This is a genomic window from Methylophilus sp. Leaf416 (assembly GCF_001424665.1).
Classification (GTDB): domain Bacteria; phylum Pseudomonadota; class Gammaproteobacteria; order Burkholderiales; family Methylophilaceae; genus Methylophilus.
The window spans coordinates 464602-485675 of the sequence record NZ_LMQS01000002.1 but is presented as its reverse complement, the minus strand read 5'-3'; the positions used below and the strand labels follow the sequence as shown (position 1 = coordinate 485675).

General features: G+C 40.5%; 23 protein-coding genes. 16 read left to right on the top strand and 7 right to left on the bottom strand.

Features of this window, described 5'->3' with window-relative positions:
• The first annotated feature begins 245 nt into the window (after window positions 1-245).
• Window positions 246-656: a hypothetical protein gene (locus tag ASG34_RS07205; RefSeq protein ID WP_055828668.1), complete on the top strand. Its 411-nt coding sequence runs from the start codon at window positions 246-248 to the stop codon at window positions 654-656.
• 313 nt (window positions 657-969) lie between these two features.
• On the opposite strand, the gene umuC is transcribed toward ASG34_RS07205, so the two are convergent.
• From umuC to ASG34_RS07190, 3 genes are all read right to left on the bottom strand, one after another.
• A complete protein-coding gene (gene umuC / locus ASG34_RS07200; RefSeq protein WP_055828665.1) occupies window positions 970-2265 on the bottom strand; it encodes a translesion error-prone DNA polymerase V subunit UmuC in 1296 nt (431 codons plus the stop codon).
• Window positions 2243-2836 (bottom strand): LexA family protein, encoded by a 594-nt coding sequence (locus tag ASG34_RS07195; RefSeq protein ID WP_082504833.1) that lies wholly within the window; start codon window positions 2834-2836, stop codon window positions 2243-2245. The genes umuC and ASG34_RS07195 overlap by 23 nt, the downstream gene beginning before the upstream one ends.
• Before the next feature lie 207 nt (window positions 2837-3043).
• Window positions 3044-3352, bottom strand: coding sequence for a helix-turn-helix domain-containing protein (locus ASG34_RS07190; protein ID WP_055828662.1), 309 nt, complete (start codon window positions 3350-3352; stop codon window positions 3044-3046).
• Between the two features lie 104 nt (window positions 3353-3456).
• Between ASG34_RS07190 and ASG34_RS07185 the strand changes: the two genes are divergently transcribed.
• From ASG34_RS07185 to ASG34_RS07135, 12 genes are all read left to right on the top strand, one after another.
• Window positions 3457-3795: a hypothetical protein gene (locus ASG34_RS07185; RefSeq protein ID WP_055828660.1), complete on the top strand. Its 339-nt coding sequence runs from the start codon at window positions 3457-3459 to the stop codon at window positions 3793-3795.
• A gap of 22 nt (window positions 3796-3817) precedes the next feature.
• On the top strand, window positions 3818-4201 hold the full coding sequence (locus ASG34_RS07180) for a hypothetical protein (protein WP_055828657.1): 384 nt from the start codon (window positions 3818-3820) through the stop codon (window positions 4199-4201).
• Window positions 4202-4271: 70 nt separating this feature from the next.
• Window positions 4272-4742 carry a hypothetical protein gene (locus ASG34_RS07175; RefSeq protein WP_055828654.1) on the top strand — a complete coding sequence of 157 codons (471 nt, stop codon included), beginning with the start codon at window positions 4272-4274 and terminating at the stop codon, window positions 4740-4742.
• A gap of 83 nt (window positions 4743-4825) precedes the next feature.
• Window positions 4826-5302: a hypothetical protein gene (locus tag ASG34_RS07170; RefSeq protein ID WP_156376465.1), complete on the top strand. Its 477-nt coding sequence runs from the start codon at window positions 4826-4828 to the stop codon at window positions 5300-5302.
• 359 nt (window positions 5303-5661) lie between these two features.
• Window positions 5662-5814 carry a hypothetical protein gene (locus tag ASG34_RS13990; RefSeq protein ID WP_156376464.1) on the top strand — a complete coding sequence of 51 codons (153 nt, stop codon included), beginning with the start codon at window positions 5662-5664 and terminating at the stop codon, window positions 5812-5814.
• 149 nt (window positions 5815-5963) lie between these two features.
• Window positions 5964-6374: an antirestriction protein gene (locus ASG34_RS07165; protein WP_055828648.1), complete on the top strand. Its 411-nt coding sequence runs from the start codon at window positions 5964-5966 to the stop codon at window positions 6372-6374.
• Between the two features lie 15 nt (window positions 6375-6389).
• Entirely contained in the window at window positions 6390-6677 is a 288-nt protein-coding gene (locus ASG34_RS07160; protein ID WP_055828645.1) for a hypothetical protein, read from the top strand.
• Between the two features lie 177 nt (window positions 6678-6854).
• Window positions 6855-7466 carry a hypothetical protein gene (locus tag ASG34_RS07155; protein WP_055828642.1) on the top strand — a complete coding sequence of 204 codons (612 nt, stop codon included), beginning with the start codon at window positions 6855-6857 and terminating at the stop codon, window positions 7464-7466.
• A 103-nt stretch (window positions 7467-7569) separates the two neighbouring features.
• Window positions 7570-9048 carry a hypothetical protein gene (locus tag ASG34_RS07150; RefSeq protein WP_055828639.1) on the top strand — a complete coding sequence of 493 codons (1479 nt, stop codon included), beginning with the start codon at window positions 7570-7572 and terminating at the stop codon, window positions 9046-9048.
• 95 nt (window positions 9049-9143) lie between these two features.
• Entirely contained in the window at window positions 9144-9446 is a 303-nt protein-coding gene (locus ASG34_RS07145) for a hypothetical protein (protein WP_055828636.1), read from the top strand.
• Between the two features lie 47 nt (window positions 9447-9493).
• Window positions 9494-9790, top strand: a complete 297-nt coding sequence (locus tag ASG34_RS07140) for a hypothetical protein (RefSeq protein WP_055828633.1) — start codon at window positions 9494-9496, stop codon at window positions 9788-9790.
• Window positions 9791-9856: 66 nt separating this feature from the next.
• Window positions 9857-11044, top strand: coding sequence for a site-specific integrase (locus ASG34_RS07135; RefSeq protein ID WP_055828630.1), 1188 nt, complete (start codon window positions 9857-9859; stop codon window positions 11042-11044).
• Between the two features lie 102 nt (window positions 11045-11146).
• Here the strand turns inward: ASG34_RS07135 and ASG34_RS07130 are convergent, their stop codons facing one another.
• The 3 genes from ASG34_RS07130 to ASG34_RS07120 form a co-directional block, all read right to left on the bottom strand.
• Window positions 11147-11503: a hypothetical protein gene (locus ASG34_RS07130; protein ID WP_055828625.1), complete on the bottom strand. Its 357-nt coding sequence runs from the start codon at window positions 11501-11503 to the stop codon at window positions 11147-11149.
• A gap of 12 nt (window positions 11504-11515) precedes the next feature.
• Window positions 11516-13276 (bottom strand): DUF262 domain-containing protein, encoded by a 1761-nt coding sequence (locus ASG34_RS07125; RefSeq protein ID WP_082504831.1) that lies wholly within the window; start codon window positions 13274-13276, stop codon window positions 11516-11518.
• 112 nt (window positions 13277-13388) lie between these two features.
• On the bottom strand, window positions 13389-14018 hold the full coding sequence (locus tag ASG34_RS07120) for an EcsC family protein (RefSeq protein WP_055828623.1): 630 nt from the start codon (window positions 14016-14018) through the stop codon (window positions 13389-13391).
• A 185-nt stretch (window positions 14019-14203) separates the two neighbouring features.
• Between ASG34_RS07120 and ASG34_RS07115 the strand changes: the two genes are divergently transcribed.
• On the top strand, window positions 14204-15424 hold the full coding sequence (locus tag ASG34_RS07115; protein WP_055828620.1) for a phospholipase D family protein: 1221 nt from the start codon (window positions 14204-14206) through the stop codon (window positions 15422-15424).
• On the opposite strand, the gene ASG34_RS07110 is transcribed toward ASG34_RS07115, so the two are convergent.
• Window positions 15421-18219 (bottom strand): DNA methyltransferase, encoded by a 2799-nt coding sequence (locus ASG34_RS07110; protein ID WP_055828616.1) that lies wholly within the window; start codon window positions 18217-18219, stop codon window positions 15421-15423. The genes ASG34_RS07115 and ASG34_RS07110 overlap by 4 nt on opposite strands.
• Before the next feature lie 1014 nt (window positions 18220-19233).
• Between ASG34_RS07110 and ASG34_RS07100 the strand changes: the two genes are divergently transcribed.
• A complete protein-coding gene (locus tag ASG34_RS07100) occupies window positions 19234-19704 on the top strand; it encodes an RrF2 family transcriptional regulator (RefSeq protein WP_082488117.1) in 471 nt (156 codons plus the stop codon).
• 63 nt (window positions 19705-19767) lie between these two features.
• Window positions 19768-21021, top strand: a complete 1254-nt coding sequence (gene hmpA, locus ASG34_RS07095; protein WP_055828610.1) for an NO-inducible flavohemoprotein — start codon at window positions 19768-19770, stop codon at window positions 21019-21021.
• Window positions 21022-21074 lie beyond the last annotated feature (53 nt).

The following is a 21074-nucleotide window of genomic DNA, read 5'->3' as shown; positions in this document are numbered from 1 at the left end:
GTACAACAAAAGTTCGACGCTATAGTTAGATGACGCATCTATTTAGTTGCATAACGTAATTTAAGTATATGTATTGTTGCGTAATGGTAAGCATAGTGCCTCAACAATGTGGACTCATAATCCGTTGGTGCTGTGTTCGACTCACAGAGGGGCCACCATTTATAGGGAGACTCAAGGTTAACGCCTTGGGTCTTTTTTGTTTTGGGGTGAGGTAAACTGGTGTGAGTTAAAAATAAGGGTGGATTATGGATATCACTTATTCAGTTCTGGTATTCACATTTATAAAGTTAGTTGGTTATGTGATTGCAGCTAGCTTCATCAATAAAAGACTTAACTCATCTCAGTCAGTAATTAAAGTTGGTTTTGCTAAATTGCTTCTAGGGTTCATATTTGGTCTGTTTTTTAGTCTAGTAGTGATGGGATTAGAGTTCTTGAATGTATCTCTCAAAGACGAATATTTCGTTTTCTCTTATTTCTTAATTTTACTGCCAATTCGAGCTGTTGAATGGAGTATGTTGTTTCATATCTTTTATAGTGGGCAATTGGATACGAGTCAAAAGTTTAAGTGGATTCTAGCTGGAGTCTTGTGGTCATCTGTTCTTGATCTACCAGCAGGTATGGGCTTAATTTACTCGGGTGACTTTATTAAGTGCTAAGAATTGAGCACCAAAATATTCTTGTTGTACTGATTCACCCGACGCACTCGACGACTCGTCGCCTTTCGATGCACTGTATGGCTTTCTGACTGGCGTCGGTTTCGTCAGGTCGTCGAATGAATTTCAGCGTACGCCCAAACCACCCACCTGCACCCCCAAACCCTGCCCATAGCCGCACGTTTTGAGCCATAGCCAAGCAATCAGGAGCTGGCTGATACGACGGTAATCCCGGTGGCGATAGTTGGTCGTTATGTTGGCTTGGCGTGGGAGTCTGGATTTAACCAGGTGGAGGCTATTACCTTGAGTAATTTTCTCAGCAGTAAGCAGTAGGTATTTCACTCCAAGTACCAGTGTAATCTGGACTCTTCAATTCTCTTCTCATAGCCCAAGACTTATTAACTCCCTCTGAAGCTAATTTGATAGTGCCACGGCTGTACTTATTGTTAATGCGATCCATCGCAGTCATAAGATTGCTGGTTTTATCATCTTGTTTTGAATAACCAAAAAGATCGGTTTGCTGACTTCCTGCATGTACCAAATCCATTAGCATCACACCGCCTTTAAGGTAGTAAACATCTTTTTTATATATCATCTTAAGTCCCCACAAAGCAGCATTCGTTATCAGCATGGCGTTATCTGTAGGTGCGGGTAATGGAATCACTAAACTCGGCCCGTAATATTCAGCCTCATCATGTGGGCTGTTCTGCACAAATACATATACGGCATTTGCATACAAACCCTTATTCCGCATTCTGGCTGCCGCATTTGATGCATGAAAACTGATAGGCTCTCTCAATTCATCCAGAGTAGACAATCTATAACCAAATGAGCGGGAACTCATTACCTGTTTAGCTTCAGGTAGCATCTCTTCAAGCGATAACCAGCGTTCGCCATTAAGCTCTCTTACAGTACGCTCTAGTATCACACCAAACTTGTCCCGAACTCTCTTAGGGTCTGCTCGCTTTAGCCTTAAAACATTATCAACACCTAATTCATTAAGCCTTGCCTCTAGCCTATGACCGACACCCCAAACCTTGGAAACTGGCAGAGACAGCATAATGTCATCTAGCTGCTTACTTGGCATGGTGACTAAATCGCAAACTCCCTGCATATCAGGCATCTTCTTTGCACAGTGATTAGCAAGCTTAGCCAATGTTTTAGTTGTGCCGAAGCCTACGCAGATTGGTAATTTAGTCCATTGCAATACAGTTTCTCTGATTTCATGACCTTGCGCTATCCAGTCGCGTTTCACTCCAGTAAAGTCCAGGAATGACTCATCAATCGAGTACACCTCCTGTCTTGGTGCAAACTGCCTTAAAGTGGTCATGAAACGATTGCTCATATTGGCGTAGAACTCATAGTTAGAAGAGAAGGCTGTAATACCTAAACGCTTGGCATCGTCCTTTATCTCGAACCATGGTCTACACATCCAAAGCTCAATCAATGCTTTAGCTTCTTTACTTTGAGCAATCACACAGCCATCATTGTTTGATAGCACGACTACCGGCTTGTCCTTCAAGTCTGGCCTGAATACTTTCTCACATGAAGCGTAAAAAGAGTTCGCATCACAGAGCGCGTAAACATCTTCATTTTGGATGAGTGAAGACACCAGTCACAACTCCAAAAATCATAAGCTCTTGACCTTCTGAAAATTCGATAGGTGCGTGGTCTGGATGCTCTGAAAGGAGCTTCACGACATTACCGCGTTTATAGAAACGTTTTACCATCCATTCACCGTCTACAGCTGCCACAACAATGTTAGAAGACTTGGGCTTAACAGAGGTATCAACTGCTACTCTGGCGCCATCGGGAATAAACGCTCCTTCCATGGAGTTACCTTTTACATTGAAGTAATAAGTAGATGCTATGTTGGGAGAGTATTCTTTGTTTAAATCTAAAAATTCCTGCTCATAATCCTGAGCTGGTGAAGGGAATCTTGATTGACCTGCTGATACTTTGCCACTGTAGAGCGGCCTAGGTAATAGAGCAGGGTTAGGAGCTGCTTTCAATACAGCGAGAGGCGGTAATTTCTGATCTGCCCTATCTTTTTTGAAGGCATCCAGATACACCAACACATCAGCCTTAATGCTGGTTGGTACTCTGATAACAGAAGTTTTCTCACCGAATGGGCTCATTGAACGCTTAGGGCCAGAATTGGGTCTTTTGCCGCCTTTGGTCATAATCTCTTATTGAACTATGTAACAGTGTTCAATGGTATCACCAGAAGTCGATTTTATTCAACACTAAGAAACTGTATCGGAAGGATCAAAACTATTGATAAAAAAAAAAGACCATCTCGTGAGATGGCCTCTTAAAGGGTTTACATCGCATTCCTGGAGGGAGATGCAATTGAATTATATCTCGTTATTTTTAGATGTAAATAATTATTAATAATGATTAATGTTATCAATTAAAAGTTTTAATTTTTCTTTGTCATTATTAGTAAGTTTGGAGAAATACTTTATCCAATCAGCCAGTTCATCATCTGCTGCGTAGAAATATGGAGCAGGAACTTCAAGAACTTGAGCTAGCCTTTCCAAAGTAGAGTAATCGGGAACATGCACACCACGTTCATACTGATTCATTCTTGGGCTAGCCGTAAATTCATCAATCCCCGCTGCAATACCGAGCTTTTTTTGAGAAAGGCCTTTTGCCAATCTCGCTTCCTTCAATCTTTTTGCAACTACATCGCTCATCAAGAATCATCGGTACGTTTTAGTACTCAGAGATTCTTAGTTTTTTGATAAACTCGATACTAAGGAATGCTTAGTATTTCGTATAACAAGAAAGGAAACACCAAATGAAATCCGCTTGGTTCTCAATGCTAACTGCTCTATTTCTATCTGGATGCAGTCAAAAGTCAGCTGTAGAAGAAGTTGTTCAAAATCACCTCAAAGATCCCACCTCCGCAATCTTCAAAGATTATGTCGCCAGCGATGGCAATCAATACGCATGCATTAGTTGGAATGCCAAAAATAGCTTTGGTGGCTACACAGGGTGGGATGTTGCTTTTCTTAAAAAGGAAAATGGTGTTTGGATCGTGGAATCAATGAAGCATGCACCTTGTTCAAAAGAAGACTTAAATAGTTTTGAGGAAATAGACAACACGATGGAACAAATCACTGGAATACCAAAGTAACCTAAATCAAGAAAGGGAAGTAATGAAATTAAGTATTTTGATGGCATTGATTGCCACTATCTCAGGATGCGCATCTATGGGAAATTTCGATGTCACAACAAGAACTTTCGCATTGAGTAGTGGAAACACAATCGAGGTTACAAAACGCGGCTGTGCAATCTTAGGAGCAACTTTTCGCAATACTTCAGATAAGAACATTTCGCTCATTAATGGAACGCTACTGACTGTGCAGAAAGAAACAAACGCAACGTTGGAGCAATATATGCTCAGTTGTTCGCCAGTCTTAGCAGGAGGCTCATCCAAATGTATGGTTCACTTGCTTATGAAAGATGCAGATCGCAGCAAGTACGGTGGTTTGAGTTGCCCCAATATTGATATAAAGATAATTAACCTAATGGTGAAGTAGACATAAAAAGCAGAAGTATCGATAGCCGCCCTGACAAGGCGGTTTTTTTTCGCCTATACAAAGGAGTCTTATGATAGAAATATGTACTTTCAAACAAGCATTTCAACTTTACCAAGCCGATAAACTAGCTTTTTCAATTGTCCAGGATATCGCTTACACACTGATGAGTGCATGCGATGACATCCCGCCTAATATTCACAGTTCTACTGATATCAACTCTAACAATCTCATCTGGCTATCTGGCCAACTTGCGGCAGAGTTCTCTTTTAATAAATACCTAGGTGGCGATGCATATATTTGTGAATCCGAGGCTGACTTAACTAGCATCAAAGGTTTCAATCCGGCATGGGCTGAAAAACATGGAGATTGGCCGAATGTCACTGACCAGCCAATGGTCTGGGATGTCTGCCATAAACTCGATGAATGCTATGTGACCTTTTGCAACATCTGGAATAACGCAGGGGGACCTGTCTTCTATGTGCCAAAGACGTTATGGACCAAGGCCAGAGTAGAAGAGCATCTGGCTATCAATCAAGCTTAGTGTCTGCGATAAACATTCCATCTTATATGAAGGGTGCAATGCACTTATTCTTTATTCAGTTAATAATCAAACAAGGATTAATTATGAAAGCAATTCGCGTAGTCAAGGTGGCAGAATGCCTCAATCTATCTGCCAAATACAAAATCAAGTTTCACATTGGAATCGACGAGCAGGGTGCCATCATCATCCGAGTGGCCGAGAACGAGGGTGGAGGCTACTTCAGTCCAGAGTGGGTCAAATTGCAAACTATCCTGGATAAGCTAGATAGTGCGAAAACCCCATTAACATCGTTCACACTTCAAGGCATCACTGAGGGTAAAAGCTCAAACACCATTGGCTTTCTGTGGGCTGCTATTTACTCACTTGGACTCGTTGAAAGAGATATCGACAATCCGCGTGTGTATGTCAGTTGTGATCCCAAGCCTGTCATTGAATCAATAGACGCACTCATCAAATCCGGTGCCGATATCAAAGTCGATCACATCCCCGATGGTCGCAAGACTGTCATATTAAAACCAGAGTCCGCCAAGAAGTCTAACTCCCCTAAATCCACGCAATAGTCACCATCAGCGCTACTACGGAGAATAAGTACGCAACTCCATAGCCTGTCCCTCCTATAGCGCTAAGCCAGTCAAGTCTCAAACTCTTCGCTGTTTCAACCTCAGGTATATGTCGAAATTATGCCGAAATAAATTCTCACCGTTCCACCTTACACCACTGAATCTCAGTGAATTTTGGAGTTTTCTGATGGCTCTTTTAACGCTGCTCGTAATTGGGCTGTTTTGTCTCGTTTTCAAATCTACCCGAATGATTGGTGTGATTGGGTTAACTCTCATCGCGCTTGTTTATCCATTTGTATTTATAACCCTGTTCTTCGTTGTTTTGTTTGTTGGCTATTTCAAATTAAGGAGAAAATTAAATGTGTATCAACCACCCAAACTACCTTGAAGCACTAGAAACAGTTTTGTCATGGGATATCCCGGATGAGGCTATTCCACTGGCAGTTGCTGACCAGGCTAAATTAATGTCAGGTTTTGACTACGAGCAGCCATACATCAACATATTGCAGTAAACCCCTTCTGTTCCTTTTCTTTACCACTCCCACCTCACTAAACCACCGGATATGACAACGATAACAAATCAGCTTTATTGCTGAGGCATTGTCACGTCTATTGGTTTAGCGAGGTGGGGCTTATTTTTATTTTTTTTTGAAAGTACCCCATGGCATCAATTACCGCAACCTTAGTACCGGAACACCAGCGACTATTAATTACACCAAAACTATTCAAGCAATACTTCCCATTCAAAATTGAGCCTGTTGTTTATTATTTCGCTCGCCACCTGTGCAAAGATTATCATGGTGCATATTGGCATTTCTACACACTGAGCAATGGCGGTTTTTACATAGCACCAGACTCAGCAGAACCATTTAGCTTCATTAGCGAAAATGGTCATGAGGGGCAGGTGTCAGCTGATGCATTTGGATTGGTAGTTAGCTTGTATGCCTATAGTCATTTGAGTTTTTCTGATAACCCCGAACTAAGTAAACTCTGCTCAGCTCATTATCACGCGCTACGTGAATTTGCACTGGAGCATGGTGAAGCGATGGCAATTTCTAGAGCGATAGATTAATCCGGAGGGTTGATTATGAATACAAAATATTTACATATAGCGGCTAGCATTGGAATGTTTATATTTGCTTGCCCTGCCTTTGCGGAAGAGTCAAAAATTTACCAGACAGAATCAACAGGTAATATTCAATATCACAAACCTTCTTATGTTGTTCAGAGTAACGGACGGGTTATTGAGGCTGATTCTTTTGGAAATAAGCAACACCATAAGCAGCAGTATCAAATGAAGGGTGATCGGATTTACCAGACTGATAAATTTGGCAATATTCAGTATCACAAGCTATATGGTGTAATTAAGAAATGATGCTATCGAGGAAATTCTCAAGATGAAATATGGTGAATTGGGAATTTTCAAGTTAGTTGCCCTAAAACTGACGACCTGACGTAACCGACGCCGAATTAGCTGCCATATACTACTTGGGCTGGCGACGTGTCGTCGGGTGCGTCGGGTTAATTCACAAACAAAAAGTTTAGGAAAAAAATGCCAATTATTTATAATGAGGAGGCGGGAGCCAATCGTGTGATTTTGAGTCCGCTTTTAACAATTGAGGAAGCTGTGATTGTTCTTTTGGGTAAGTCTTTAGCTGATTATCCTTTTGTTACTTATGATGAGTTTGGTAATCATGAAGAGACGTATGAATTAGAGGATTATTTACAGATTTTTTATGATAATGATGATGAAGACTTGGCCAAAAAGGGTTTGGCCTATCATGAACTTCTGCTTGATGCCATTGACAGTGGCAAGCTAAATTTGCACCAGAATAAAGTTAGAGCAAATAAATTACCTGCATGGGCTGCAACTAATAGGATAAGACTTGCTGACGACTTTTTGACAAGTGTGGCTGTCCTACAAAATCTGAAAACTTGCGATCACCTTAAAAGGCAAGAAAAAGCAATTTTAAATGAAATTGCTAAACTAGGTTACGACCCATTAAATCTTCCTCCGTATACCAGAGAGGGTGGAGTGAAGAAAAAAGTTTTAGCTATATTGAATGGTAAAGGTTTATTTACTGGATCCACTGTTTTTAAGCATGCTTGGGATAGATTGAGTGACACCAATAAAATCAAATATGAAGCTAAAATAAAACTATAACTTAGGCACACTACCCCATAAATCTTATTGGGGTACTCTTGTGGGGGAGGATACCCTTCATCTTATAGTGAGCATCCATTTAAAACTTCTAATAAGGAGAAGGATGCAAAACCTAATCAGCAGTATCTATAGCCAAGATTTAGAACGGCTAGAAAACTCAACTACAAACAAGAAGTTAAACCTTATAACGTTTCGAAGCCAAGACGGCGTGGAGTTTGCGGTAAGGCCTGACACTTCTAATCCAACTGGGGATCGGATAGGAGGGGTGTTTTCAAATAGTAATATCCGCAGGAAATATGCCGAATCAGGGCATCGATTAAAGAGCAAAGAGCTTGATGACATTAATGAAGATTTGAAGTCAGCTGCTCATGCACATGGTTTTACAGCTTCAGTATGGTATCGAGTTGCTCAAATACCAAATGGCATAGAAATTGATCTTGGTGATGAGAGACATAGGCGTATTGCAGTGACACCCGGTCGTGTTGAGATGTTGAATTCCGGTTCCCAATCAGTATTTGTTAGGAACCCACATATGGGTGGTATTTCTGTTCCTGAAGATGTGTCTTCAGGCGATTTATCGAAATTCGATAAATACCTAAATATGACACCGGAGTCCAAAATCTTGATCTTGGCCTGGCTGACTTTCTCAATGGCACAACCGAAAGTTGAGAATAGTAAGTTCCCTATATTAGTGTTGAGCGGGTCGCAGGGAACAGGGAAAACAGTGATGTCTAAGCTGTTGTTGAAGTTTGCAGATCCCGGAAGTATTGGGGTACGGACTTTCCCAAGCAATCAAAAGGAATTAGCAATTGCTTGTCAGTCCAGTCACGTATTGGCTTATGACAACTTGCGGTTTCTTTCACCTGTGATGGCAGATGCTTTATGCATAGCTGCTACAGGGGGATCGATTACTGTAAGGCAGTTGTATACCGATGCTGAAGTGATGGCAATTCGGTTGCATGGAGCGGTGATACTTAACGGGTTGCACCCCTTCATCAACCAAAGTGATCTGGCACAGCGTTGTTTGACGATTGAGCTGTTACCTATCAGCAAAGCAATGCGACAAACCGATGCTGAATTACAGGGGCAGTTGCATCAAGACTATCCCGATATTTATTTTGGGTTACTGGATTTGATTGCAAAGGTATTTGCTGTGCTGCCAGATATTAAGGTTAAAGAAGCAGAACGCATGGCTGAGTTCTCGAAGTGGTTGGCAGCAATGGAAGTTGTTCAAGGTGTGCCGGAAGGTACATACCAAAAGTACTACTCTGATCAGATTGTAAATGGTCAGCTAGATGCACTGCAGGACAATTTGCTTGGCAGCGAAATATTAGCTTTTGCCAAACTACAAGAAAGGCCGTGGATTGGGACGCCTACAAAACTTTATGAAGATTTGAGCGCGTTTGCTGTAACCCGTATTGGTCGGTCGCGTGAGTGGCCAGACAATGCAATTGCCATGTCGAAGCGCTTGATGCCTCTGGTTGCATCTTTAGAAGCTCAGGGCATAGGCATTCAATTTAAACGAGGCAAGCGGCGCCAGATCATCATTACTAATGACGACATAGATGGTGACCTTTACTAGACCTATGCCTTTAATAGGTTGAGATATTTGAAACTAGAACACACAGCGGAGGCTTTGGTCTCCGCATATTAATTTCGATTGAAAAGGATATAAATGTGAAAATAATAATAGAACCAAGTGATGCAGCATTCATTAATCAGGATGCTAAGTGGCAAAAATTTTTGGTAGACCAGTTAGTCAGAGAGCGTGTCCAAGAAAATTTAGAAAACGTTCGCCGCCTGGACTGGTTCGATTTAAGTCAGTTGTTGGGTGACGAGTCATGGGGGTTTTTAGGCTCCAGAGGGTTGCAAGGCAAAGCACGGTCCTCCTTTAGGTACATGATCAAACAAGGTTCGATACCTATCCGAGACGTGACTAAATACAGCAAGGATACTAAACGCTATCAAGTAAAAAACTAGATTGACATGCCGGGGTAATTGCCCCGGTACTTTTTTAAGGAATAACTGTGGCAATCACCGAAAATGAAGTGCAGAGAACCATGTTGTTAACTGGCGATATGGTTTGCAAGAAGTTCTATCAAAAGGTACAAGATCATATAAAGCATCATAGTGATTCTATTGCTTTAGGCACGATATGTATCGCTGTAAAAATGTGCGAGCAGCGGTTCTCGAATTACGAGCTTTTTACACAGGACCACAATTTAGCAGGTCGTTGTATCAAAGATATGGCTGCCAGATCATTAATACCTTACGAGTATGTTGAGAGGCGAACGGACAATAAAAGTACCTACAGACGCATTTAACTAAAAGCATTTATTTGATCTTTATCGGGGCCTAGCGCTCCGTTTCTTTTTATGGAGGTTCACGAAATGGCAGTCGTAGATTTATCAATTCAATTTATCCAGACAGGCCTGCAATGTCCTGAAGGACGTTCGCGCATAGAATTTGTGGATGTATCACGCTCAGGCATTTACATCGAGGTACGGAAAGCAACTCCTGGGCAAGGTTTGTTTTATTACCGGACCAAAAGCAAGGTAACGGGAAAGACTACTCATTATCCTATCGGTAGCACTAAAGATATCACCCTCGAGGATGCTAAGGCCGCTGTACAGAAGCTCAAGTATGAGTTGAGCGCTGGTATAGATAAGCGCGCAGAGGAGCATGCTCGCTTGAAGGTCATCACTTTTGATGATTTCTTTAAAGAGCATTTTTTGCCTTACATAAAACCTCGTATCAGAAGCTGGAAAAGATCAGAGCAAATTTATCGTTTACATATCGAACCTGTGTTTGGGCATCGACGCCTCAATGATGTGACTAGATTGGAAATACAAAAATTGCATGCTGACCAAATTCAAGTGAATAAGCTTACTCCGGCATCAGCGAATCATTTAGCTAAGGTGATACGCCGCATGCTTTCTCTGGCAGTTGAATGGTCAATCATTGAAAAGAACGTTGCCAGCCGTATAAAAATGTTCAATGAAGATAATCAAATTGAGCGTTATTTGAACGAAGATGAGTTGCAACGCTTATTGGAAGTGTTAAGTACCGACAGGAGAAGAGTGGTTTGCCAGATTGCATTATTTTTATTGTCCACGGGCGCGCGCCTTAATGAGGCATTGACTGCCAGATGGGAGCATATAGATGTTGAAAAGAAACTGTGGCGGGTACCTGCACAACAAAATAAAAGTAAGCGTTCAAAAGTAATTCCACTCAATGACTCAGCAATTGAAGTAATTGCGTCACTCAATACGAAAGGAGCATATGAACATCTTTTTATTAATAAACGCACTAAACTCCCATACGTTAATATCGCTAAAATTTGGCATGAGTTAAGGTTAAAAGCAGGGTTGAACTCTCACCGCCTGCACGATTTACGCCATTCATATGCCAGTTTCTTAGCCAATGCTGGGCAATCGCTATACGTGATCCAACAGATTTTGGGGCACAGTGATCCGTCTGTTACTCAGCGCTATGCTCATCTATCGATGACTGCATTACAGACGGCAGCTAATAGTGCTTCAAGGCAGATTCAGGCAGCGCAACCAAAAGCGGCTTAAAAGGAAATTTTTGAAGCCCACCTGACGACTCGACGACTTGTCGCCATTCCTTGCAGTATATGGGTTGGGGCAGGTCGTCGGGTGCGACGGGTTGACTAAAAGTTATTTATAATCGACGTTACCTGCTGCAACTGCCCAATTTTGAGCGACTACAATAACGTAGCGCCCTTTCAAACGGTGGGATAAAAAGGCTTTTTTGATCGTTTTTTCGATGTAATCTCGGGTTTCCTGTTCGGTTGAGTCTTTACGCCAAAGAGTAGCTAAGGTGTTGAACGGAAGCGACGTTATTTTATGATCGTCTGATTCACTTAAATAGATATTGGTGTCCAATTCTAATTCCAAAGCTAGGGTTTTTCTAAGCTTTTCATATTTCTCAGATTCTGCTCCCTCCAGATCAAAGGTGATAATAATTTGATATGAAATCCGGGGGTTTCGTAGTTCTCGTATATCTCTACTCATAAATTATCTAAATTAATGGTTTAGTGAATGCCCTGGATTTTCATCTAAACCCAAAAGCTCTTCAAGCTCTTGTAATGGACTCTTTCGGTCAGCTAAGCGCCAATAGTTCTCGAATACTGATAATAATTCTCTTTGACGGGCCTCTACTGTGTTAATAGACCATTCACCTTTATCTAACACTTGAGTGGTCAAAACAAACGGTGAAATACCATTTCTCGTGAAGTATGCTCGTTTCTTTATATCAAACTCATAGTTCGAAGCAGCACTATTCTTCTTACGGGTAAGTAATGCCAAATTACCTATGCGGTGAGTCCATAAAATGCGGTCTTTCGCCTCAGGAAACCATTCAATCCATTTACTGGTTACTAACGGTGTTTGCGGAAGGACATGTTCAACCGTAACCGTGTCATATTCATAAATTGCTCCCCCACCGGAAAGCAATGAGTCGAGTCTTAGAAGGAGCGCTGAACGTGCACGAGCAGATAAAGCTTCATAAATTGGGCCATCAAGTTTTGAATAAAGGTTGAATTTCTCTGTAGCTGACAGCTGCAAAGGTGAGTGGGCATCGTACAAATCGTTAGCATTCTCTATATGTTGTGTGAGACGGGAAAATCGGTCGATTCGCTCATTAATCCCAAACTTTGTGACGAGCATGGCATATGCGAGTCGCTCAAGGTCACGGAAGAAAGCTAACATTGCATCCGGTTTTTGTCTGAATCTGGCCATAAATGCTAAAGCAGGAGGTACCCAGTCACTAAATTCAAGGCGTTTTAACCATTTCAAGTGTTCATTTACTTGTTCAGCATGTGCATTACTTTCATAATTGGCATCAAGAATTTCCTCGTAAGCTCTCGCCATAGGTAAGAGCACTGAGTCGATAAATATTGCAGGCTGCTTGATTTCTGTTACATGTTCACTGAATTCTTTTATCAAAGTCCCTTTGGGCTTAGATTTCCTATAAACCATGCGGATGTGACTAAACAAATCTCCAAAATGATCACGTGTGAGATCTTCTTCAGCATCCTCCCATTTTTGTGTATATGCTTCTTTTAATGTATCAGGAATATTGCCAATTATCTGAGCTTTCAATATGTCTGTAGCTGACAAATCAAGGCCGCGGCTATTCAGAACTGAAAATATGCGGTAAGCGGAATCGATATCAGGAGTTGCGACCACAACTAGGTAACAGCGTGTAACAATAAATTGAGCAAGAGATAGTCTTTCCGTTTCAGAGAGTTTTTCAATGCGTTCTGCAAATAAAATCGCATTAGCTTTTATATTCGCTTGGCTATTTGATAGTGTGTCATTCAAAGAGATAAGATCAGAAAACCCGGTCTCGCGTTGAATATATTGGTGAAAGAAGTCTTTATCTCTTTCCCGAAGAGTAAGCCTGAATCGGTCTTTAGTTCCTCGAATAGCGCTGCCTTGCTCATAAAGAAGTGGTGTTATCTCCTTGGCATGTCCTTCAGTTACAAATGCACGAATGGCAGAAAGCAGTATTGTTAAGGTTGTCAGGCGCTGCTGACCATCAACTACATCGGCTTTAGGATTTGCTTCATCTTTGATCAACACGATGCTTCCGAGAAAATACGGAGGCATGCTTTCAACTGGACCTCCTAATGCCGACATAAATCCAATTAGATCTTCAAATAATTCACGAGCTTGTTCAGTTGTCCACGAGTAAGGTCTTTGATAGCCAGGAATTTGAAAAACATAATCATCACTAAAGATTTTTGATAATGACTGCTCATGTGCCACTAAAGTCTTGCTCATTAATAACCCCTTTGAAAATTAGTAGAATATTTATTAAATTAAAATTATGACTTAGATTTTTCTTTGAAGCATTTAAGCCATTTTGTTTTATGGCTAGAGCAGGTTATTTCAACTATTCCTTAGTAATGAAAGTATCGCGTGCAATATTTCCTATTGTATTAGTTGCTACGGAGTCGAAAGTTGCGCCAATAATCCCACCAATAAGTGGGACAGCTTTGCCTAAGTTGATAGCGCCTTTCTCACCAAATTTTGTAAGTAATCGAAAGCCTACTTTTTGATTGATCGCTTTTACTGTCTCACCACTGATTCGTTTTATTGCATTTTCAGTAATTTTTCGACCTACGACAATTCCTACATCTTTAAGGATATCCTTGGCCGCGTTACCTGTTAAACACGCAAACACAAGCGATTTGACTTTATCATTTTTGAGTTCATGGCCTCCCATACGAGCTATAGCTGCAATCATACGGATTTGAACATACATTACACTTGTGATATTTGCCGGAATTGTGATCGGCATCGTTATTAAACCGCCCAGCCCAGTTAAAAAACCTGAAGTACCAGCTTTTGTATTCTGCCATCTGATAAGAGAGTTAACTTGCTCCGTAAGTGAGCCTTCCTCTTTCATATAGTCAAGGGCAAGCTCTTCAGCCGAATCGAGCCCCGGTACACCATCTACAGCTTTGGCATAAGCCCAATCAAGGGCCTGCATAATTTTTCCTTCTGTTAATGACTCTGACATTGAAACTCTCTCCCTTATTGTTTTGAAATTAATTTTTTATCATTAGATAAATTCCACTACTTTATTTAATTGAATCCATTTAGATATTTATAGAAACACCATAATCATTATTAAAATTTATGGGGCAAATAACTCTTCAATGAATTATGCTTTATATATTAATAACTTTGAAGAGAATTGGTTAAATGCCAAAATTTACTGTTATCTCTCCACTTGATCAACCTATTGGTAGAAGACGCCTGCTGGACGATTTAAAAAATTATTTAAAAGATAGGGACTTGCAAGCTTTTGGTTTTTCAGTTGCATTTGCGAAAACTGGACCACTTTACAGGCTGGTGGAGTTAATTGATGATTGGAGAGCTGATGGTAAAGAAATAAGTGCAATATTCGGTATAGATCACTTGGGAACAAGTGTGCAAGCATTAAAGTTCGCATTGGAAAAATTTAATGCTGTTTATATTACACAACAGAGAAACCATAGCTTTCACCCTAAAGTTTATTGGTTTAGTGGGAAAACTAAGGGAATTGTGTTTGTAGGCTCAAACAATATGACAATGGGAGGAATGGAGCTTAATTTTGAAGCTGCTATCGAACTTGAGTTTGAGTTTCCGAATGAAAAAGAGGTGTTTGATAGCACCTTGTCGCTATTTTTTGATTTGCTGCCTGATAAGTGCCCGGTGACTCAATTGCTTACAACAGAGTTGCTCTCTGAATTGGAAGCTAGTGGAGTACTTTTAGATGAGACTAAAAGAATTTTTCACTCTTTTGCTGTTGTTCCAAAGACTAAGGGTCTGGTTGATAAGTTACCAGTGAAACCCATGAGTAGCCTGCCTGCAAAGGTTTTATTTGGTAAACCTTTGAAGAAAAAGGAGTTGGAGAAGAAGGCTGAGGTAATTAAAGCTCAAGCAGAGGTGGTTGATATATCAAAACCCTTAATACCTGTTGCGGGTTTTGTTATTCAAATAAATCCTCATGCAAATGGAGAGATTTTCTTAAGTACAAGAGCAATAAGCCAGAATCCTGCATTTTTTGGAATGCCATTTACGGGCCAAACAATTCCTAAAAAGGGTGCCAACGAAGCATATCCTCAGAGGGAACCAGATCCCTTGTGCAGTATTACTGTTTATGGAAAGAAAAATAAGGTTCTTTATCATCATTCTGCCTATCCACTGAACACCGTGCTGTATACAAGAAATAGTGAAATTCGAGTAACAGCTTCACCTCTAGTTGAGCACGTGCCTGAATATTCTGTATTGGTGATGACTCCTTCTGAATTGCCTGAGCTGGACTATGATATGCAAATTTTCACGCCTGATAGTCCTGACTATGTGCAATGGGAGTCAGTTTGCGATCAAAAAATGCCCAGTGGTGGTAAAGCTGTTCCAAGAAAGTTTGGATGGTTTTAATTTTTTCTAAGTCTTAAAACAACATTTTCTGTAATTGCATGTTTAATATGTTTTAAATTTTCTGTTGTAACAGAAATGTCAATTCGTTCAATAGGTGTGAATCCGCTTGAAATTGCCACCAATTCTACAAAGTCTGTAGAAGGTATACGCACTGTTTGCCCATTTACTGTCATTTTGCTGTCGCCAATAACAATCATGACTTCTGCTCCGATTTTGCATAGCCTAAATGCATGGTCTAAAACTGATTGCATATCTGTTATAAAACGATGAATTAGTGCAGGCATGTTTTGTTTGCGAAAACCAGCATCATCGGAATTGACTATTTGATGATGGAGATTTCTTATGAAATTGAGACAGTCATTGGGTAGTTGATTGTCGTGTAAAAAGCTCTCCTCTAACTTGCGCTTAGTTGAGTTGGATAATTCTCTACTTCCTATAAGCTTCTCTTCCACTGGCTTACGGCCAGCACTACCAAGTCCAAAGATAGTTAATAATGAAAGTCTATCTGTATCTATGTAAGGTAATGCCATAGCGTAAGGCGGACTGGTGAGAATAAGGTCTATGGACTCATTATTTAGGCCTAAACTTTCGTAAGTGGATAATTCCCGGTTGTCTCCATTTATGACATGAACGGGATAAAAAGGATTGGGGGCATAGCCCCGTACTTTCCAGAATTTTTCGATACGAGAAAACTGAAGAGATAACTGTTGATTGAAAAGCTCAAACACTTTTGCATCAACCAACATATCTTTTCTATAACGGATTCTTAGATCAGATGGATCTTGTTGTGAAACCTCACGTACTATGCTGCTTAATACGACCTCCAGAAATTCTCTTACAATTCCGCCACTACCAGATCTGATTATTTTAAGTATCCAGTTAATTTTTTTTGCTACAGGAATAGCAAACCAACGATTAATCTCATCTAAGTTGTTTGAATTAAATTGATCTAATTGATCCGATAAGTTTGCTGGAGCCCTTTGAATAGTTTCTAGGATAGTCGAAACCACCTCTGTTAAAACATCTGGATCTACTTCAATAATTAAGCTTTTCACTCGTGCAATTTGTGCGGCTAAAGGGTTCAAGTCACAACCAAACGCCTCAAATCCGTTTAAATGACCTTCAAGTAAAGTGGTGCCGCTTCCACAAAAAGGATCTAATATTTTTGCACCGTGCTCTAAATTCAGCTGATTGATTAGGCCTTTTGCAAGCTGCGGGTAGAATTTTCCTTTGTAAGGATGAAGGCCATGAGTGACATACTTAGGGTCTTTTCTAGCACTTTGGTTTGAAGCCATCCCATTTTCTAAGATCGCTTGCCATGTCGGTTCTGTATAATCTGGCCCATATTGAAGTTGGTGTGTGAAAACCATTGATCTGGCAGAAATTAAGTGTTGTATGTCCTTAAACAAGTTTGTTTTATTTTTGTCATTAGAGGGCAATAGAAATTTCTCAGACTCGCGTTGCTGAAGCTTCTTTTCATATGGCCAAAGTTTGTATGGTGGTGGTTTAAGAGACGTAGATAGCGCGCTCAATTCCTTTCTGAGAATTAAAAGATATTCATTAGTTGCTCTTCTACCTGCGGTGAATGAACGTTTAGTTTTATGGACTTGACGTTCAATTACATAGGCAATATCAAACCCCAATGAGCTTGCTTTTTCGGCAAGCAGTTCAGCAGTATTATATTTTTTTCCTTCGTACAACGAGTCTCCAATTACCAAGACCGCATACCTTCCTTGCTTTAAAACTCTGCTCATACTTTGCAATGCTTTAAGCATGTCTGAAAAGTAGCTATCAAATCCACTTGCTTCGCGCTGATGTTTTAAATGGGAGCCAATCTCAATTCTCCCTAATTCGATCGGGTCAAAGCCTAGCCATAACAACCTAAATCTATGATACAGATGATAGTCTGTGGCGTTACCATAGGGCGGTGATGTAACTATAAAATCCACAGAACTGTCGGGGATGTCTTTGCTATTCAATTTGCGGACATCTTGAGTTAAAAAGTGAGATACTCCGTAGCGAGTTGCAGCTGCGTTACGTGCTACTGATTTCAAAACAGACTCATATTCTCTAATAAATCGTTTCGTTGTTTCCCCAACTGGAACTGCGCGAGGTACACTTTTATATCTAGTCTCTGAGTCTTGGAATGATGAAGAAAGAACCGTTCTTGATAAAGATAAAAGAGCCACATCTCTAGCTATCGGATTACTCAAAACAGAGATACGATATCTTATGTGGGCTAATTCTCCATAGGCGCTGTCTGCAAACCATTTCTCACGATTTTTAATTTCAGGTGCAAATTCTTTATATAGCGAAATAAGGTGTTGTTCATCTTTTGGTAAGGAATCAAGTAGAGCTCTTAATGCACCATGAAGCAAGTGCAGTTCTGCTATTGATTCTGAATTGACTCGCGCCGTTTTAACTTTGCCAATTAGGGCAGCCATCGGGTTGGCATCAGTGCTAATTGCACGGCGCCCTAGTCTGATTGCCTCTAAGGCTGTTGTGCCACTACCACCAAATGGGTCATAAACTAGCTCCCCCCGCGAACTTAATAAGGAAATAAAAGTGCCAGGGATTTGTGGAATAAATTTTGCGGGGTAAGGGTGTAGATCATGCCCTAAAAAGCGAGTGGCATCGTCAGTAAATCCCCAATCAATTTTTTTTAAGTGATTGATTACTTCATCAGGTGCAAGTGTATGAAGAGGTAATTCGTCGTAAGTGGCTGCAAAAGAGTCACTCTCGGTTGAGGGGAATGCAGATAAGTGTGCTTGGGTTTGAGGGGCTGGCTCTGACATGTGGAACTCCTTGACGGGAGTTTAACTTTTTTCTGGGTTTTATACAATATCCCAGAAAATTGCTTTTGATAGTAAACATTGATAAATCTGTTTATTTAACGGATGAAACTCTGTGGTTCGGTACAGGTTCGGCAATTTCAAACTCATAACTCATTGAGGTACATCAAAATTTGAGCGGAAATTTAGCCCATGATCAATTTTAAAGTTCGGTATTAAGATCGGTATTGGCTAGGTAAGAGTTTGGGAAGTGAAAAATGAATTATAAATCTTCTACTTACTGGATCACACTCAGAAAAGAAAGCTGTACTCATAATCCGTTGGTGCTGTGTTCGACTCACAGAGGGGCCACCATAAAATCACTATAAATCAAAGGGTTACGTTAATTCGTAGCCTTTTGTTTTTATGTCAGCTTAACAAAAAGTTCAACCGAGTGCTTCAGTCACTCTTGTTCGAGTATGTCCAGGCTAGTAATTCATGGCAGAACTTACCTCATGGACGACATAAAATCATTCCGTGTGTCGAAAAAAACAATATCTCCAGCTTAGGGATATTATGTATGTTAATAGGCATGCTTTTATTACTTCAGGAAGGCTCACTCTTTGCCGTGGGTGGCTTCTAATGTATGCTGGCGCTTTTATATGTTCTGCTCGTGACCCTGCTTATGAACTCCTAATAACTACAAAAGTTGGGGAGAAATCCGTTTTGGCTTCTAAAGATATTCTTTACTTAACTAAGATTTTGAAAGCCTTAGAGGTTTCAAAATCTCTGTATCGGCAACAATTGAATGGACTTGCAAAATCTTTTGAAAGCCATTGGATAATAGTCAAGTTCTCACATCCTAATCTCAACGTAAGTGACCTTTTTCATATTGTCTGGGCGTAGCCTTTAGACAAATCCCTGATTTAAATTCTCCTTGTTGAAGCGCCAATTACAGTAATAGCATTGCCTTAATCTTGAATTGTTAGGTTTAATTTTTAATTTGCATTTAAAATGCATATTAATTAAACTAATCCCATGCAATTAACTCAGTACTCAGATATTGGCTTACGCCTTTTAATGTATCTCTCGAAAGAGAGATCAACAATTCCAGCAGTTACTTTAGCTGAAGTTTCGGACCAATTTAATATCCCCCGAAATCACCTTGCTAAAGTGGCTGCCAAACTAGTTAAGTATGGATGGATTGAGTCGATTCGAGGAAGGTCTGGCGGAATTAGGTTGGCAATTGAACCGTCCGAAATTGTATTAGGTAAGGTACTTAGAGTTCTAGAAGGCCATGTTGAGGTTATAGATTGCAATAAGCTGCAATGCCGACTCAAAAATGTATGTGCCCTAAAGCAAATATTGGAAAGTGCTTATGCAGGATTCTTCATTGTATTGGATCAATACACATTAGCTGATGTCACAGATGGTTTGGCGGCTAATGAGATCGGCAATATGCATAGAGGATTTATAGAAATATTTTTGAATAATTCAGCAGTTCACTAGTTACGGTATTGGACACAGCACTGTCACAAGTGGCCTTGAATTACATATTAGATGGAGAAAATCATGTTGAGTGATCAAACAATAGCAACTGTAAAATCTACAGCGCCTATCTTGCAAGAGCACGCGGAAACCTTAACAAAGCATTTTTATAAACGAATGTTTTCCAATAACCCTGAAGTTGCGCCATTCTTCAATCCGGCGAATCAAGAAGCTGGCCTGCAACAAAAAGCTTTGGCAGGTGCAATATGTGCTTATGCGGCAAATATCGACAATCTTGAAGTTTTAGGCGGCGCAGTTGAGTTAATTGCGCAAAAGCACGTTTCATTACAAATTAAGCCAGAACATTATCCAATTGTTGGTGAAAATTTACTTGCTTCAATCCGTGAAGTACTTGGAGAAGGTGCAAGTGATGAAGTTATTAAGGCCTGGGGTGAAGCTTACGGGTTTTTAGCGGAAATAATGATCGGTCGAGAAAAACAAATCTACACCGAACATAAAAATATGCCGGGGGGATGGGAAAGTTTCAAGTCATTTTTAGTGACTAAAAAAGAAAAAGAAAGTGATTTAATTACTTCTTTTTATCTCGTGCCAGAAGATGGCAGTGACCTCCCGAAATTCAAACCTGGTCAATACATTACTGTAAGAGTAAAAACTGCTAATGGCCAAACAACTATGCGGAATTACAGCTTATCGGATAAACCAGGTCAACCATGGTTTCGGATAAGTGTTAAAAGAGAAGTTGGTCTGAAGGCGGATACTCCCGAAGGTTACGTATCAAACTTTTTGCATAACGATATAGACGTAGGTGCGACACTTCAGATAGCCCCGCCGTGCGGAGAGTTTTTCCTTGATGTTACTGAAAAACACGAACGGCCATTAGTTTTGTTGGCAGCTGGGGTAGGAATCACGCCGATACTCAGTATGTTGCTGAGCGCTATAGAGACAATGCCCAACAGAGAAATAATATTAATTCACGGGAATGTGAATGAAAACACTCAAGCTTTCAAAAAAACCATAGATAGCTTGGCTGAAGAGCATTCCAATTTCAAAAATCATTACCGCTATAGTAAGCCCATAAATACTGATCTGCTTTCACAAGGGAATGTAGATGAAGGTTTTATCGACGCTATCCTAATTGAATCTTTCGTCCCGACTCGTGACGCAGATTATTATTTCTGCGGCCCACAGCCCTTCATGGTAGGTATTTATCATGAACTATTGAGTTGGGGTATACCTGCGGCACAAGTGCATTTCGAATTTTTCGGTCCCCGGCAAGATTTATCACCTCCGTCGGCAATAAAAAAATGCCCAGTTTAAGACTTGCTATAGATTGAAAATTTTGTCATCACGAGTTCATTAAAATCAGCCTG